Annotated in this window: 12 protein-coding genes; 6 read left to right on the plus strand and 6 right to left on the minus strand. The window is 64.9% G+C overall.

Annotation, left to right across the window (positions count from 1 at the left end):
• The first annotated feature begins 180 nt into the window (after positions 1 to 180).
• Positions 181 to 1485, plus strand: a complete 1305-nt coding sequence (locus ACVIYL_RS36315) for an MFS transporter (RefSeq protein WP_456780857.1) — start codon at positions 181 to 183, stop codon at positions 1483 to 1485.
• A gap of 28 nt (positions 1486 to 1513) precedes the next feature.
• Here ACVIYL_RS36315 and ACVIYL_RS36320 read toward each other — a convergent pair whose 3' ends face one another.
• The 3 genes from ACVIYL_RS36320 to ACVIYL_RS36330 form a co-directional block, all read right to left on the minus strand.
• Complete coding sequence (locus tag ACVIYL_RS36320; protein ID WP_456780858.1) at positions 1514 to 2830, minus strand: carbohydrate porin; 1317 nt, start codon at positions 2828 to 2830, stop codon at positions 1514 to 1516.
• A gap of 48 nt (positions 2831 to 2878) precedes the next feature.
• Positions 2879 to 3898, minus strand: coding sequence for a transporter (locus tag ACVIYL_RS36325; protein ID WP_057019751.1), 1020 nt, complete (start codon positions 3896 to 3898; stop codon positions 2879 to 2881).
• A gap of 142 nt (positions 3899 to 4040) precedes the next feature.
• Entirely contained in the window at positions 4041 to 4823 is a 783-nt protein-coding gene (locus ACVIYL_RS36330) for an acetoacetate decarboxylase (protein WP_456780859.1), read from the minus strand.
• Between the two features lie 239 nt (positions 4824 to 5062).
• Between ACVIYL_RS36330 and ACVIYL_RS36335 the strand changes: the two genes are divergently transcribed.
• On the plus strand, positions 5063 to 6226 hold the full coding sequence (locus ACVIYL_RS36335; protein ID WP_456780860.1) for a patatin-like phospholipase family protein: 1164 nt from the start codon (positions 5063 to 5065) through the stop codon (positions 6224 to 6226).
• 105 nt (positions 6227 to 6331) lie between these two features.
• Here the strand turns inward: ACVIYL_RS36335 and ACVIYL_RS36340 are convergent, their stop codons facing one another.
• Complete coding sequence (locus ACVIYL_RS36340) at positions 6332 to 7891, minus strand: acyl-CoA carboxylase subunit beta (protein WP_456780861.1); 1560 nt, start codon at positions 7889 to 7891, stop codon at positions 6332 to 6334.
• Complete coding sequence (locus ACVIYL_RS36345) at positions 7821 to 8795, minus strand: IclR family transcriptional regulator (RefSeq protein WP_310880451.1); 975 nt, start codon at positions 8793 to 8795, stop codon at positions 7821 to 7823. Before ACVIYL_RS36345 ends, ACVIYL_RS36340 begins: the two co-directional genes overlap by 71 nt.
• Positions 8796 to 8924: 129 nt before the next feature.
• Between ACVIYL_RS36345 and ACVIYL_RS36350 the strand changes: the two genes are divergently transcribed.
• Both ACVIYL_RS36350 and ACVIYL_RS36355 read left to right on the plus strand, forming a co-directional pair.
• Entirely contained in the window at positions 8925 to 9146 is a 222-nt protein-coding gene (locus ACVIYL_RS36350) for an acetyl-CoA carboxylase biotin carboxyl carrier protein subunit (protein ID WP_016847177.1), read from the plus strand.
• Between the two features lie 153 nt (positions 9147 to 9299).
• Complete coding sequence (locus ACVIYL_RS36355; protein WP_310880450.1) at positions 9300 to 10463, plus strand: TAXI family TRAP transporter solute-binding subunit; 1164 nt, start codon at positions 9300 to 9302, stop codon at positions 10461 to 10463.
• A 120-nt stretch (positions 10464 to 10583) separates the two neighbouring features.
• Here the strand turns inward: ACVIYL_RS36355 and ACVIYL_RS36360 are convergent.
• A protein-coding gene (locus ACVIYL_RS36360; RefSeq protein ID WP_092083899.1) for an IS5 family transposase occupies positions 10584 to 11347 on the minus strand; the annotation gives its coding sequence in 2 pieces (ribosomal slippage) (positions 10584 to 11009 and positions 11012 to 11347; 762 coding nt in all).
• Between the two features lie 108 nt (positions 11348 to 11455).
• Between ACVIYL_RS36360 and ACVIYL_RS36365 the strand changes: the two genes are divergently transcribed.
• A complete protein-coding gene (locus tag ACVIYL_RS36365; protein ID WP_253609123.1) occupies positions 11456 to 13519 on the plus strand; it encodes a TRAP transporter permease in 2064 nt (687 codons plus the stop codon).
• A gap of 22 nt (positions 13520 to 13541) precedes the next feature.
• Positions 13542 to 15401: a glutaminase A gene (gene glsA / locus ACVIYL_RS36370; protein ID WP_253609124.1), complete on the plus strand. Its 1860-nt coding sequence runs from the start codon at positions 13542 to 13544 to the stop codon at positions 15399 to 15401.
• Positions 15402 to 15506 lie beyond the last annotated feature (105 nt).

Genomic DNA, 15506 nt, shown 5'->3' on the forward strand with positions numbered 1-15506 from the left:
CCAGCCCTCCCCCGCAAGCGGGAGAGGGAGCGCGGCGTGTTCGCGGTTGCGACCGCGGCTCAATCCTATCGTTCTCCAACACGAGTCCGAAAACGAGGGAACTATGGCATTTTAGCCATAGCTCCCTCGTGCCATATTGCGCATCACGCAAAGCTTTCACCGCAATCGATCCGGAACACAATGATCTCGAACTGGCTTGCTTCCGCCCTCGCCCGCCGCAACATCCACTACGGCTGGGTGATGGTGGCCGTGACTTTCCTTGCCGCCCTGATCTCCGCCGGCACCGTCGGCGCGCCCGGCGTGTTCATCGTGCCCCTGCAGAAGGAGTTCGGCTGGTCCACCGCCGAGATTTCCTCGGCGCTGTCGATCCGCTTCATCCTGTTCGGGCTGATGGCGCCGTTCGCCGCCGCGCTGATGAACCGCTACGGCCTGCGCAACGTGACGCTGGCGGCGCAGTTGATCGTGGTCTGCGGACTATTGGCCTCGCTCGCCATGACCCAGGTCTGGCAGCTCATCCTGCTGTGGGGCGTCGTGATCGGAATCGGCACCGGGATGACCGCGCTGGTGCTCGGCGCGACCATCGCGGCGCGCTGGTTCGTGGCGCGGCGCGGCCTCGTGGTCGGCATCCTCACCGCAAGCGTCGCGACGGGACAGCTCGCCTTCCTGCCGCTGCTCGCGACACTGACCGAGCGCTACGGCTGGCGTGTCGCGCTTGGGCTGGTCTGCGTCATGCTCGGCGTCGCCGCCTTTGCCGTGCTGATGGTGATGCGCGACCGGCCGAGCGACGTCGGCCTGCGTCCGTTCGGCGACGAGGGCACGGCGCCGCTTGCCGCGCCGCCGCCGGCCAATGCGCCGATCGTGGCCGCCGCGCTGGGCACGCTGCGGGCCTCCGCGAAGTCGTCGGTGTTCTGGATCCTGTTCGCGACCTTCTTCGTCTGCGGCGCCTCGACCAACGGCCTGGTCCAGGTTCATTTGATCCCGATGTGCCTCGATTACGGCATCCCGCAGGTGCAGGCGGCGAGCCTGCTCGCCGCGATGGGGATCTTCGATTTCTTCGGCACCATCGTCTCGGGCTGGCTGTCGGACCGCTACGACAACCGCTATCTGTTGTTCTGGTATTACGGCCTGCGCGGGCTGTCGCTGCTGTTCCTGCCGTTCTCCGACTTCACGTTCTACGGACTGTCGCTGTTCGCGATGTTCTATGGCCTCGACTGGATCGCGACGGTGCCGCCGACGGTGCGCCTCACCGCGCAGCGCTTCGGCGCCGAGCGCGCCAATCTGGTGTTCGGATGGATCTTCGCCGGCCACCAGCTCGGCGCAGGCGCCGCCGCTTTCGGTGCCGGACTGTCGCGCACGATCTATCAGAGCTACCTGCCGGCGTTCTTCATTGCCGGGGCGCTGTGCATCTTTGCCGCGCTGATCGCGCTGGCGATCGCGCGGCCGCAGCCGAAGTCCGTGGCCGAGCCGAAGCCGGTCGCGGCCTGAGGCCGCTTCCCGCGCGACGTGCGCCGGGTCAGTACGACAGGATAGTGCGCATCCCGAACACCACGCTGTCCTTGATCCGATGCGTTTGCGTCGGATCGTTGGGATCGACGGCGCCGCCGCCGGGATGGGCAATGTATTGAAACATCGGCTGCATGGTGAAATTCTGGTTCACCACGTGCTGGTAGGTGATCTCGAGAATCGCCTCGTAGTCGCGGATCGGATACGGCGTGCCCGTGAAGATCTGGGTGTCGCGGTCGAGCGCACGCGCGGCGTCCGAAATCCTGGCATAGATCGCGGCGATGCCGAACCGATCGTCCGGATATGTCTCGCTGAAGCCGGTGAACAGGAAGCCGCCGTCGACATAGGTGCTGATCAGGTTGCGGTCCGATGGGCTGACCGAGGCGCGCATGAAGAACGCGACGCCCTTGTCAGCGTCCGGCCTGGCGCGCGCAAGCAACTGCTCGTAGACCATGAAGATGCCGTTGTCCCGCCGCAGCCAGCGCGTGTCGCCGGAGCTGTCGGGATCGGCGAGCGACAGCCCGTCGGCCGAGAAGCGCTGGTCGGCGAACGAGCCCATGTGATACCAGGCGCCGCCGGTGATGGTCGCCGGCAGCCGGCTCTCGCCGATCTCGAACTTGTATTTGAGCTGGCCGATCCACCACGGCGGATCGTTGGCCCGGAAATTCAGCCCGTGGGCGTTCAAGATCTGCGGATCGTCCGTCCCCTGCGGCGGCGAAGCCGAACCGTCGAACAGCGCCAGATAGGCGGTGATGCGGTCGGACAGATTGGCCTTGATCCGGATGCCGGGCACGGCGAGTGGCGGCGACGGTCCGCCGGCCGGCAGAATGGTGCCGACAATGCCGGGCCAGCCCAGCGCCGAATTGATGAAGATGTCGTCGTACTGGCTGTCGATGAACTCGACGTCCGAGCCCTGCTGGCCGACGCGCACCGAGAGTTTGCCGCCGAGCAGCTTCTGCTCGATCCAGAATTCATAGAGCCTCGTCGCCGGCAACGACTCGACGCCGGACACCAGGAACAGGTTGCCGACATAGCTCCGCGACAGCCCGTCGCCGTGGATCTGGTACATGTTGGCGTGGAAGGTCGCGCCGGTCCAGCCGATCGCCTTCTCGAGGTCGATGGTGGTGCCGAGATCGAGACGGCCGGTAAAGGCCGCGCCATTGCTGACGCCGCCGGAGACGTTAGCAAAACCCTCCCCGATATAGGTCAGGCTGAACTGGTAGCCGGCCTCCTCGAGCGCAGCCCGCGTATCCGCAATCCGGTCGGCGGCCGGCTTGTCCTCCGCATGCGCCGGCGCGCCGAGCGCGAGGGCCGCGGCCACCAACATCGCGCGGGAAAGAACTCTGCACATCGGGAATACCGCGGTGCGCTCGCGCTATTTGACGATGCCGAGCCGCCGCATCAGCAGATAAGCCAGCAGCGCCGACCCGATCAGAAGGCCGGCCGCGACCAGGAACCCGCTGTCGACGTCGGTCAACGGCAATCCCTTGGTGTTCATGCCGAAGATGCCGGTGACGAGCGTCGGCGGCAGCAGCATCATGGTGACGACGGACAACGCGTGGAGGTGCTTGTTGCTCTCCTCCTCGAGCTTGAAGCGCAGCTCCTCCTCGAGCAGGCGGCTGCGCTCGTGCAGTTCCACGATGTCGTGGTCGAGGCCGTCGAGCCGCTGCGCGAGCTTGCCGGCCTGCAGCCGCAGCGCCGGACTGAGATTGTCGGTGTTCTTCTGCTCGAGCCGGTGAAACAGCACGCGCAGGCCGGCGAGCTGGCGATGCAGGCGCACGCAGGTGCGGCGCATCCGGCTCAGATTCTTGCGCAGCTCCGATCCGGTATCCTCGGCGAGCACCCGCTCCTCGATCGCATCGATATCGGTGCCGATTTTGTCGGCCATGCGGTCCATGGTGTCGGCGATCTCGTCGACGATCTTCTCCAGCAGCGCCGCGACGCTGCCGACGCGATGGCCGCCCTCGAGCACGCGGCGTGTCGCATCGGCGGAGCACAGCGCCTGATGGCGGCCGCTGACCAGGAGGCGTTCGGTCATCGCAAAGCGGAGAAAGCCGGTCTCCCGGGTCGCGGCGTCGATATCCCGCACCAGATCGGAAAACACGCCGTAGACGCAATTGTCGACGACGTGGATCTGCTGGAAATTGTCATTCGACAGCAGCAGGTCCCGCGCCAGCTGCGGGATGTGCATGTTGGCGAGCCATGCCCGGGTGCGAACGTCGGTCAGGTTGAAGTGCAGCCACAGCCTTCCGTCATGGCTCGGTTCGATCGGCGCATCGATCGGAAGCGCCTCGGCACGGCCGTCGTGATGCAGGCGGAACGCCCAGACCAGACCGGGGACCGCCTCGCGGGTCAGCAGCGACCCGACCGGAGCGGGAGGTGGATCAGCCAGCATGGCCCGCCCCCAAGGCAATCGATAACGCAACCGCGCGAAATGACATGTTCAAGACCTCGCCCACGCGCAACGCTGAGCAAGCGCGTCCCTTCGACGCAACATAGGAGGACGCGCCTGTTACAGTTTTATGTCAGCGACCGCCCTACTCCGCGGCCAGGCCGGTCGGCGCCGCCTCCGCAGCCTCCTTGTTGTAGTCATGCACGACGCGGCCGAACGGCAGCGTCAGATCGGCGAGGAAGTGGTGCGCGCCGACGACACGCTTGACCGGGAAATCGGCGACCGGTGCATTGACATGCGGCACCAGGTGAAGCCGGCCGGGTCCGATCCAGGAGCCCTTGACGACGATGTCGGTCAAGTTGATCGCGACCAGCTGGCAGACCTCGAGATGGCCGTCGACGCCGGGGATCATCTTCAGATTAACTTGCGTCTTCGACAGCGTCGCGCGGGTGACGTCGCCATTGCCCGCCATGCTCTCGTGCTTGTAGCCCATCGTGCCCATCGCAACGAGCTGGCCGGCATATTCCAGCGTGCCGGTCAGCGTGTCCTTGACGATCTCGAGCTTGGGATGAGCGTACTTCTTCGGAAAGCCCCAGATCTCGCGGCCGGCCGCGATCGGCGGATCATCGTCGAGATACATCTGGCAGACGAAGTTGACCTCTTCGCCATGCAGGCGCGCGGGGATCACGAGGCCGGACTCGATGTAGCTGCCGAAGCCGAAGCTGTCGGGCATCTTGATCCATTCGTAATGCACGATCGCCTGCTCGATCGACTCCAGCGGCTCGGGCAGGCCGGCGCGGATCAACTCCGGATCGGTCTCATAGGTGATGACGAGGAATTCGCGATCGATGAAGCGATACGGACCGGCGGGATAGCTCGGGCCGGCGGCCGGCATCGACGGAAGCTTGAGCAGATCTTCCCTGCGCATCGCAATAACCCCTGTTTGAAAAGTTTGCGCGGAAGCTAACGGCCGAGATTGACAGCGATGTGAGGAATTTCCGTCAGGCGCATGACCGCGGTTACGCGTCGTGACCCGCGTCGCGCTACTGGGGCCAATGCTAACCATGCAGGCAGCCATGCCGGATGCGCCTTGCGCGGCCGCCGCAATTGTCATCACGGCGTCATCGGCGCGCTGAATTCTCGCCGCGAATTTCTGGAGTGTCTGATATGGACGCGCGAACCCCGCATTTCGACGACATCGAACACGCGACGCCGGGCTGGCGTCCAGAAGGCTGCGATCGTGTGGCCCTGGTCCTGCAGGGCGGCGGCGCGCTCGGCGCCTATCAGGCCGGCGTCTATCAGGCGCTGCATGAATCCAACATCGAGCCGAACTGGGTCTGCGGCGTCTCGATCGGCGCGATCAACTCGGCGATCATCGCCGGCAATCCGCCCGAAAAGCGGCTGGAGCGGCTGCACACATTCTGGGATCGCATCACCAGCCGCAAGATCTGGCACTACACTCCGGACGGCGACGTCTTCCGCAAGGCGCGCAATTTCACCAGCTCATGGCTGACGACCACGCTCGGACAACCCGGCTTCTTCACCCCGCACCAGGCCAATCCGTGGTTCAGCCCGGCCGGCGCGCGCACCGCCACCAGCTACTACGACACCACGCCGCTGCGCGAGTCCTTGCTCGAGCTGGTTGATTTCGACCGCATCAATTCCAAGAAGATACGCTTCGCGGTCGGCGCAGTGAACGTGCTCTCCGGCAACTTCATCTATTTCGACAATGCCCATGACGAGATCATTCCCGAGCACATCATGGCGAGCGGCGCGCTGCCGCCGGCGCTGCCGATGGTGAAGGTCGGCACCGATCATTTCTGGGACGGCGGCATCGTGTCCAACACGCCGCTGCAGCATCTGCTCGACCAGGAAGACAACATGAATTCGCTGGTGTTCCAGGTCGACCTGTTCTCGGCGCGCGGCGCGCTGCCGCGGGACATCCAGGACGTGATGGCCCGGCACAAGGACATCATGTATTCGTCGCGCACCCGCTACAACACCGACGTCTATCGCAAGACCTACAATCTGCGCACCGCCCTGCACAATGCGCTGGGAAAAATCCCCGACGATCAGCTGTCGGACGAGGAGCGCCAGCTCAAGAAGGCAAACGCCCGGTTGCCGGGCATCACGCTATTGCAGCTGATCTATCAGCAGAAGGCCTATGAGGGCGACGCCAAGGATCACGAATTCTCCGGCACCTCGATGCGCGAGCACTGGGTGAGCGGGCACGAGGACACCAAGCGCTCGCTGAAGCGGCGCGAATGGATCAAGATGCCCGAGAACGGCATGGGCATCGTGATCCACGACGTGCATCGCGAAGCGGAGTAAATACGTGTCGTCGTTGCGAGGAGCGCAGCGACGAAGCAATCCATACCTCAGCACATGGTTATATGGATTGCTTCGCTGCGCTCGCAATGACGATTGAGGCGCCGCTTACGGCCGCGTCGACATGTTGCTCGGCGGACCAGCCTTGCGGATCGGTTCGGCGAGGCGCGCGAACTCGCAGAGCAGCGAGCGCGTCTTGCGCGGATCGATCACCTCCTCGACCCAGAACTTCTCGGCCGAGCGGAACGGCGAGCGCAGCTTGTTGAGGCGATCCTCGATCTCGCGCAGCTTGGCGGCGGGATCGGCGGCCGCATCGATCTCGGCGCGATAGGCCGCCTCGATACCGCCTTCGAGCGGCAGCGAGCCCCAATAGGCCGACGGCCACGCATAGCGCATCGAGAAGCGGTTGGCCGGCTGATGCACCACGCCGGCGACGCCGAAGGCGTTGCGGATGATGATGGTGCACCACGGCACCGTGCTCTGGTTGACCGCCGCCATCGCCCGCACGCCGTGGCGGATGGTCGCCGTCTTCTCCGCCTCGAGCCCGATCATGAAGCCCGGGCAGTCCATCAGATAGACCACCGGCAGATGGAAGGTCTCGGCGAAGTCGACCCAGCGCACCACCTTCTGGCAGGCGTCAGCGGTCCACGAGCCGCCATAGTGGAACGGATCGCTGGCGAGCAGCAGCACCGCCCTGCCCTCGATCCGCGCCAATCCGGTGATGATCGGGCGGCCGAAATTGGTGCCGACCTCGAAGAACGAGCCCTTGTCGACGACGGCATCGATGATCGGCCGCATCTTGTAGACCTGCCGGCGGTTGCGCGGCACGGCCTTGAGCAGCGATTGCTCGGCACGCTCCGGATCGTCGGTGCAGGGAATGGTCGGCGGCAGATCGTAGACCGACGACGGCAGATAGGACAGGAAGCGCCGCGCGTAGTCGAACGCCTCCTCTTCGGTCTCGACGGCCTGATCGATCGCGCCGGCGCGGGTCTGGATGTCGGCGCCGCCGAGCTCCTGCTTGGTCAGATCCTGCCCCAGGCGCTTCACCACCGGCGGGCCGGCGACGAACATCGCGGAGCTCTTGGTCATCACCGAGTAATGCGTGGCGGCAAGCCGTGCGGCACCGAGGCCCGCGACCGAGCCGAGCCCGAGACCGACCACCGGCACGCGCGCCAAATTGGCGGTCGTGTACCAGTACCAGCGCGTGCCGCCGACGCCGCCGGGCAGATTGGCGGCGCCCCTGGTCTCGATCGTCTTCACCGAGCCGCCGCCGCCGGAGCCCTCGATCACGCGAACGATCGGCAGGCGGAAGTCGTGCGCCATCTCCTCCGCCATCAACGGCTTGGCGGAAATCGATGCATCCGCCGAGCCGCCGCGCACGGTGAAGTCGTCGCCGACCACAACGACGGTGCGGCCGTCGACCCTGGCGCGGCCGAACACGCAGTTCGCCGGCGTCAGGTGCTTGAGTTCGTTGCTCTCGTCATATTCGGCGATGCCGGAGATGGCACCGACCTCATGGAAGCTGCTCTGGTCGACGAGCTTGTCGATGCGCTCACGAACCGTGAGCCGGCCCTGGTCGCGTTGCCGCTTGACCTTGTCAACGCCTCCCATCTCCCGCGCGAACGCTTCGCGGCGGGCGAGGTCGTCGAGTTCCGGCTTCCAGTTCATTCACTGCTCCCGTCTTGATGATTTTGTTGTTGTTATGGGCGGTCACCGGAAGCGTCTTGCGCTCGATCCGATTGCTGAAGATGTCGCCGTCGGCGCCTTCGAGCAGGCTGCCGAGCGCGGCGGCGAGCTCGACCATTTGCGGCGCGACCTCGCGATGCAGCCGCGCCTCGTCATACATCGCCGAGAGCAGGCCGATCGTGGTGACCACATAGGTCTGATACTGCGGCGACCACAGCGGCACCGCGACGCCGTTGATATGCGGGCTCCACAGGCCGCAGGCGACGACGTAGCCGTGCTCCTGCAAATGCCGGCGGTTGGCCTCGATGCGCGGCGTCAGCATCTTGGCGCTGTCGGGCAGCTCGCCCTCCATCTCCGCGATCAGCGCGTCGCCGACCGCGGGATCGAGCGCGGCCGTGTAGGCGTGGCCGGCCGCGGTGGTCGCCATCGAAATCCGGCTGCCGGTGGCCTCATGCAGGCCGAGCGCGTTCGCCGCGCGGGCGAACTCCAGATAGACCAGGTGAAAGCGGTCGGGGATGACGAAGCCCACCGTGCCGGGCAACTGATCGGCGACATCCTGCAGGCGCAGCCGGATCAGATTGCGCAGCTGCAGCCCCTTCATCATCGTGGTGCTCATCGCGACCGCGCTCGGGCCGATGCGATATTTCTGGTCGCGCGGCAGATAGACCAGCTGTCCCATCCGCGTCAGCGTGTGCGTCAGCCGCGACACCGTCGAACGCGGCAGACCGCAGCGGTTCGAGATCTCGAGATTGCCGAGCCGGGCCTCGTGTCCCTCGAAGCACCGCAACACATCGAAGGCGCGCGACACCACCTGGATGACATCGCCATCGCCTGTCTCGCTGGCGAGCATTCCCTGCCTGCTAAGCCGTTCCGAGCGCCTTCCCATCTGTTTGGCTCCATTCCGTCCTGCGGAATAAAATTCCACTTGCAGAAGAAGCTACCTCAGGCAATCTGCCGCCACAACAAAAAGCCGTTCGCCGGATGAAATTTCCGCAAGACGGTATCGGAGAGTGGAATGCCAGAGATCAAGGTTGTGACCGAAGTTGCCGGACGCGTTTGCGCGCTTCCTGTCGAGACCGGCAGCAGCATCGGCAATGGCGACGAGATTGCGTTCGTCGAAGCGATGAAGATGGAAATACCGGTCACGTCGACGGCAGCAGGCAAAATCAAGTCGATTCTGGTCAAGATCGACGATGTCATCGCCGAAGGCCAGGCGGTCGCGATCGTCGAGACCTGAGATCCCGTCCTTCCAGTCCGGCCGCGACAATCTGTCCGGTGATGCAGCGGCCGAAATCGCCGGCTTGCGCCGGAGGTAGCGTTGCCATCGCCGGATCACGATGCAATCATTCCGCCCGGAAAAGTTTCGCACAGCGAAACAAAGGGAGGAATTATGATCCATCGGCTGATGGCGCTCGCGCCTGCCGCTCTCGCCGGCATTTCGATCTTCGCTGCCCTGCCCGCCTCGGCCGAGGACGTCAAGCTGCCGCCGACCATGGCGGTGACCGCCTACGATACCGGCACCGCCGGCTTCAACATCGCGGTCGGCGTCGGCAAGATGATGAAGGACAAATACGGCACCGACGTCCGCGTGCTGCCGGCCGGCAACGACGTCGCGCGGCTCGCGCCGCTGCGCGCCAAGCGCGCGGTCTCCTCGGCGATGGGATCGGGGACCTATTTCGCGCAGGAAGGCGTGTTCGAGTTCGGCGCCAAGGAGTGGGGCCCGCAGCCGCTGCAGCTCATGCTGTCGTCGGTGGACTGCAATTGCGGCGCGCTCGGCGTGGCAGCCGATGCCGGCGTCAAGGAAATGAAGGACCTTCGCGGCAAGCGCGTCGGCTTCGTGGTCGGCTCGCCGGCGCTGAACCAGAACTCGCTCGCGATGCTCGCGTTCGGCGGCCTCACCCAGAAGGACGTCAAGATCGTCGAGTTCGCAAGCTACGGCGCGATGTGGAAAGGCCTGATCAACAACGACACCGATGCCGCGTTCGGCACCACGATCACCGGCCCGGCCAAGGAAGCCGAGACCTCGCCGCGCGGCCTGATGTGGCCACCGCTACCCGCCGACGACAAGGAAGGCTGGGCACGGGTGAAAAAGGTCGGCTCGTTCTTCTTCCCGCAAACCGCAACCTGCGGCGCCGGCATCTCGCCGGACAAGCCGATCCAGCTCGGCAATTACCCTTACCCGATCTTCGTCGCCTATGCCGCGCAGCCGGTCGACCAGATCTATGCGATCACCAAGGCGATGATCGTCAACTACGACGCCTACAAGGATTCGGCGCCCGGCGCCGCCGGGCTCGGTGCCGACCGGCAGACCAAGAACTGGGTCGTCCCCGTGCATCCCGGCGCGGTGAAGGCGCTCAAGGAAACCGGCCACTGGAGCGACGAGCAGGAGGCGCACAACAACACGCTTTACAAGCGCCAGGAGGTGCTGGCCGCCGCCTGGACGGATTACGGCAAGTCGAGCCCGCCGTCGGACGACAAGGCCTTCCTCGATGGCTGGATGAAGGCGCGCGCTGCCGCGCTTGCGAAAGCCAATATGCCCAATGGCTTTGAGTGAGACCCGCCAACGCGCGATGAGATCGGGTTAGTCGTCATCGCGCTTGCGCCCGTTCGAGCATGGTGCTTCCGGAAAACCGCTTCGCACTTTTCCGGATCATGCTCTAGGCGGTGTGGACAGTTATCGCAGCCATAGGACGATGGCTGCGAGAGTGATGACGGCAAGGTAATTTCGGGCGGTCTTTTCGAAGCGGGTTGCGACGCGGCGGAATTGCTTGAGCTTTGAGAAGCAGCATTCGACGAGATGGCGCTGGGCATAGAGATGCTTGTCGAGCGGATACTTGAGCGCGCGTGACGGGTTGTTGGGGATGACGGCGAGCGCGCCCTTGGCTGCAATGTCCTGGCGCAGGTGATCGGCGTCATAAGCCGTATCGGCCATGAAAACCTCGGCAGGCAATCCCTCGATCAATGTGGCGGCTTGCGGTGCATCGCCCTTCTGGCCTGCGGTGATCGTGAACCGTACCGGACATCCCAAGCCGCGAACGGCCATATGTATCTTGGTGCTCAGGCCGCCGCGCGAACGGCCAAGCGCCTGATCTTCAGACCCCCTTTTTTGGCCCCGGCAGCATGCTGATGGGCTCGAACAATGGTGGAATCGACAATCAGATATTCGAAGTCCGGATCGTCGGACATTGCCTCGAAGATCCGCCACCAGACGCCTTTGGCACTCCATCGGCTGAAGCGCCGGAACGCGCTGTTCCAATCCCCGAACGCTTCCGGAAGATCACGCCAGGGAGAGCCCGTGCGAACGATCCACAGCACACCTTCCACGAACATCCGATTGTCGCGCCCGGTCGAGCCCTTCTGGTCAGGCCGGCCTATGATCAGCGGCGCCATCCGCTCCCAAGCCGCATCGCTCAACACCAGACGATCCATCACACCCAAGACTGCCTCCCAAAAGCAGCCTTGAATCTGATTTGCTCCTAAAAGGGAATCCTTAGAGTCCACACCGCCTAGGCTACGGGCAAAACGGACAACATTGGGGGATGCGTAATGCCCGAGAACGCCGCGGCTGCGCCTGCGAAAAGAATCGAGTTTGAAGATCCGCATGCCGGTCTCGACAATCTGCAGGAGGCCGAGGTCACGCGCGTGCGCACCCTGCGCGGGGTGTGGCGCTGGGCACTGGTGGTCGCAACCGCCGCAACCATCCTGCTCTGCATCAACCAGCAATTCTCGCTGCGCTTCTTCATCGACTACACCCAGCTCAACACCGAATATTTCTATCTCTTGATCGCGCTGATGCTGCCCTTCACGTTCCTGATCTTCCCCGGATCGGAGCGCGCGCCGCTGAACCGCATTCCCTGGTATGATCTCGCGCTCGCCGTCGCGACCTTCGCCGCCTCGATCTGGCTGATGCTGAACGTGCGCAAGGCGGCGCAATATGGCTGGGAGTCCGACGGCGCCCCGAGGAACGTCATCATCGCCGGCCTCGTGATGTGGGTGATGCTGATGGAGGCGCTGCGCCGGACCGGCGGCTGGAGCCTCCTGCTCAGCGTGCTGCCCTTCACCGTCTATCCGCTGTTCGCCGAGGCCAGCTGGCTCGGGCCGTTCCGCGGCTCGCAGCTCACGCTCGACCAGACCACCGCCTATCACGTGTTGTCCGGCGAGAGCCTGCTCGGCATTCCGATCCAGGCCTTCGCCGATACCGTGATCGGCTTCCTGGTGTTCGGCACCGCGCTGATGATGACCGGCGCCGGAAAATTCTTCATTAACCTCGCCTTCGCGCTGTGCGGCACGTTCCGCGGCGGCGCCGCCAAGGTCTGCATCTTCGCGTCCGGCCTGCTCGGCATGATGTCGGGCTCGATCGTCTCCAACGTGCTGACCGCCGGCACGATGACGATCCCGGTCATGAAGAAGAGCGGCTTCCGCGCCTCCTATGCCGGCGCGATCGAGGCCTGCGCCTCCACCGGCGCCGTGCTGGCGCCGCCGGTGATGGGCGCCACCGCGTTCGTGATCGCGCAGTTCCTCAATATCAGCTACGCGGAGGTCGCGGTGGCCGCGATCATTCCTGCGGCGCTCTACTATGTCGGCCTGTTCATGCAGGTCGACTCCTACGCCGCACGCCACGGGCTGAAGGGCATTCCGCGCGCCGAGCTGCCGCGCGTGATGGATACGATCAAGAACGGCTGGTATTACGTCTTCGTCATTGCGCTCCTGATCGTGATGCTGCTGTATTTCAAGCGCGAAAGCCACGCGCCGTTCTACGCCACCGCGCTGCTGCTGGTGCTCAACCAGATCTTCTCCAAGGAGAGCCGCTGGACGCTCGGGACGATCGGAAAATTCCTCGAGGTCAATGGCCGCACCTTCGTCGAGCTGGTCGGCATCCTCGCCGGTTGCGGTCTGCTGATCGGGGCGTTCTCGATGACCGGCGTGGTCTCGAGCCTCGCCAACGATCTGTTGACGCTTGCGGGCGACAACGCGTTCCTGCTGCTCGTGATGTGCGCCTTCACCAGCCTGATCCTCGGCCTCGGGCTGACCACCACCGCCTGCTACATCTTTCTCGCCATCCTGGTCGCGCCCGCGCTGGAGAAGCTCGGGCTGAACCGGATGGCGGTGCACATGTTCATCTTCTATTGGGGCATGCTGTCGTCGATCACCCCGCCGGTGGCGATCGCCTCCTTCGCTGCGGCCGGCATCGCCGGCTCGCCCGCGATGAAGACCGGATGGGAATCGATGTGGGTCGGCAGCATCATCTATTTCATCCCGTTCTTCTTCGTGCTGAACCCGGCGCTGGTGATGCAGGGACCGAGCCCCTATCTCGCCGGCCTCGGCCTGATGGCGCTCGCGGCGTGCGGCACGCTGTTCATCTGCGGCGGCATCCAGGGCTATCAGGCCTTCGTCGGCGACCTCCGCGGCGCCGGTGCCCTGGAATGGCCGCTCCGGGTGCTGCTGGTGATCGGCGGCTTCGTGCTCGCGACGCCCGGCGGCGGCATCAACCCGCTGTCGCAGCTGCAGGTGTCGCTGCTGGGGGTCGCGATCCTCGCCCCGACGCTGTTGATCGCGTTGCTGCTGGTCCGCCGTCAGGCGCTGGTTCCGAACCAGTTGCGCGCGCCCTGATTGCGATGCACAACAGGAGGCGATGAAACGATCGCCTCCTCCCGTCACCGCCACCACCACGGCCTGGTCCAGCTCGAAGCCGCCGCTGCTGCGGTTTCTGCACACCTGTTACGCAGACTTCCTGCCGGAGACCGCCGGCGCGGTGGCCGACTACATCCCCGAGCTCGGCAAGGCCGACCCTGCCCATTTTGGCATCAGCCTGGCGACGCTCGACGGCCACGTCTACGAGGTCGGCGACACCAGGGTGCCGTTCACCATCCAGTCGATGTCGAAGCCGTTCGTGTTCGCGCTGGCGCTGGACACGCTGGGCGCCGAACGAGTGGAAAGCGTGATCGGCGTCGAGCCATCCGGCGACCCCTTCAACTCGATCCGGCTCAATGCCGAGAACCATCCGTTCAATGCGATGGTCAATGCCGGCGCGATCGCCTGCTCCGGCCTGCTCCACGCCGACAAGGGCGACGGCGCGTTCGACTATATCCGCCAGGCGCTCGGCCGCTTCGCCGGGCGTGAGCTCGATGTCGACGAGGCGGTCTACGCCTCTGAGAGCGCCACCGGCGACCGCAACCGGGCGATCGGTTATCTCCTGCGCACCAACAGCGTGATCACCGAGAACGTGCCTGCGGTGCTCGATGTCTATTTCCGGCAATGCTCCATCCTGGTCACCGCGCGCGACACCGCCGTGATGGCGGCTACGCTCGCCAATCGCGGCATCAACCCGCTGACCGAGGAGCAGGTGGTGACGCCCTACGCCATCGCGCGCACGCTATCGGTGATGACCTCGTCGGGCATGTACGACTATGCCGGCGAATGGATCTACCGCGTCGGCATTCCCGCCAAGAGCGGCGTCGGCGGCGGCATTCTCGCGGCACTGCCGGCGCGGCTCGGGCTCGGCAGCTATTCGCCAAAACTCGACAAGCACGGCAACAGCGTGCGCGGCATCAAGGTGTGCGAGACGCTGTCGGCGCATTACGACCTGCATATACTGAACCGCAGCGACGACGCCCGCCACAGCATCATTGCCGACTACAATATCGGCAAGAACCCGTCGCGGCGGGTGCGCCGGCCGCAAGAGCAGGAGACCCTGGCAAAGCACTTCCAGGAGGTGCGCGTGATCGAGCTGGTCGGTACGCTGTCGCTTTCCAATGTCGACTATGTCTCGCGCCGCCTCGCCGGCAGCCCGCGGCCGGAATTCGTGATCTTCGATCTGCGCCGTGTCACGGCGACGACCCGCGCCGGCGCAAGGCTGGTGGCCGAAGCGTTCCAGGAACTCGCCGAGCTCGGCGTCACCGTGATCCTGTCCGGCATCAAGCGGACCTCGCGCGAATGGGCCACGATCAGCGAGTGGACCAGGCGGCTCGGCAATATCAGGGATTTCTACCTGCTCGACACCGCGATCGAGTGGGCCGAGGACCAGATCGTCTACCGCTACGGCGGCTCGATCGACTTCCTCGAGACCACGGAGCTTTCCGAGCAGCCGCTGCTCGCCGGATTGAGCGAAGCCGAGATTGCCGATCTCACCGCGCTTTGTACGGTCCGAACCTACCAGCAGAACGAGAAGGTCATCGCCGCGGGCAGTGAGGCGGCCTCGCTGTTCTTCCTGCGCAGCGGCGTGGTCCACGTCACTCTGCCCGACGGCATCCGGCTTGCGACGCTGACTGCCGGCATGGCGTTCGGCGAGATGGCGCTCTTGGAGCCGACGCGCTCGGCGGATGTGCTCGCTGACATGTCGGCGACCGCCTATGAGGTCACGATCAAGGATTTCGAACGCTTCCGCGAGCAGCACCCGCGCGCCGGCGAGCGGATCATGCGCAACCTCGCGCAGATCCTCGCCGATCGGCTGATCGTGGCGAATGCCAAGGTGGATCTGCTGACGTCGGGGTAGGTCTCTCTGTTCTCCCTCTCCCCGCCCTTCGCGGGGAGAGGGTCAGGGTGAGGGGCTGCATCCGCAAAATAACTTCGAGTTAGACTCGCGGAGATTCCCCCTCAC

The organism is Bradyrhizobium sp. USDA 3315 (assembly GCF_054056795.1).

What these genes read in the sequence shown, in the direction of transcription:
- ACVIYL_RS36315 (WP_456780857.1), top strand. Translation starts at nt 181, where the DNA reads ATGATCTCGAACTGGCTTGCTTCCGCCCTCGCCCGCCGCAACATCCAC.
- ACVIYL_RS36320 (WP_456780858.1), bottom strand. Translation starts at nt 2,830, where the DNA reads ATGTTGGTGGCCGCGGCCCTCGCGCTCGGCGCGCCGGCGCATGCGGAG.
- ACVIYL_RS36325 (WP_057019751.1), bottom strand. Translation starts at nt 3,898, where the DNA reads ATGCTGGCTGATCCACCTCCCGCTCCGGTCGGGTCGCTGCTGACCCGC.
- ACVIYL_RS36330 (WP_456780859.1), bottom strand. Translation starts at nt 4,823, where the DNA reads ATGCGCAGGGAAGATCTGCTCAAGCTTCCGTCGATGCCGGCCGCCGGC.
- ACVIYL_RS36335 (WP_456780860.1), top strand. Translation starts at nt 5,063, where the DNA reads ATGGACGCGCGAACCCCGCATTTCGACGACATCGAACACGCGACGCCG.
- ACVIYL_RS36340 (WP_456780861.1), bottom strand. Translation starts at nt 7,891, where the DNA reads ATGAACTGGAAGCCGGAACTCGACGACCTCGCCCGCCGCGAAGCGTTC.
- ACVIYL_RS36345 (WP_310880451.1), bottom strand. Translation starts at nt 8,795, where the DNA reads ATGGGAAGGCGCTCGGAACGGCTTAGCAGGCAGGGAATGCTCGCCAGC.
- ACVIYL_RS36350 (WP_016847177.1), top strand. Translation starts at nt 8,925, where the DNA reads ATGCCAGAGATCAAGGTTGTGACCGAAGTTGCCGGACGCGTTTGCGCG.
- ACVIYL_RS36355 (WP_310880450.1), top strand. Translation starts at nt 9,300, where the DNA reads ATGATCCATCGGCTGATGGCGCTCGCGCCTGCCGCTCTCGCCGGCATT.
- ACVIYL_RS36365 (WP_253609123.1), top strand. Translation starts at nt 11,456, where the DNA reads ATGCCCGAGAACGCCGCGGCTGCGCCTGCGAAAAGAATCGAGTTTGAA.
- glsA (WP_253609124.1), top strand. Translation starts at nt 13,542, where the DNA reads ATGAAACGATCGCCTCCTCCCGTCACCGCCACCACCACGGCCTGGTCC.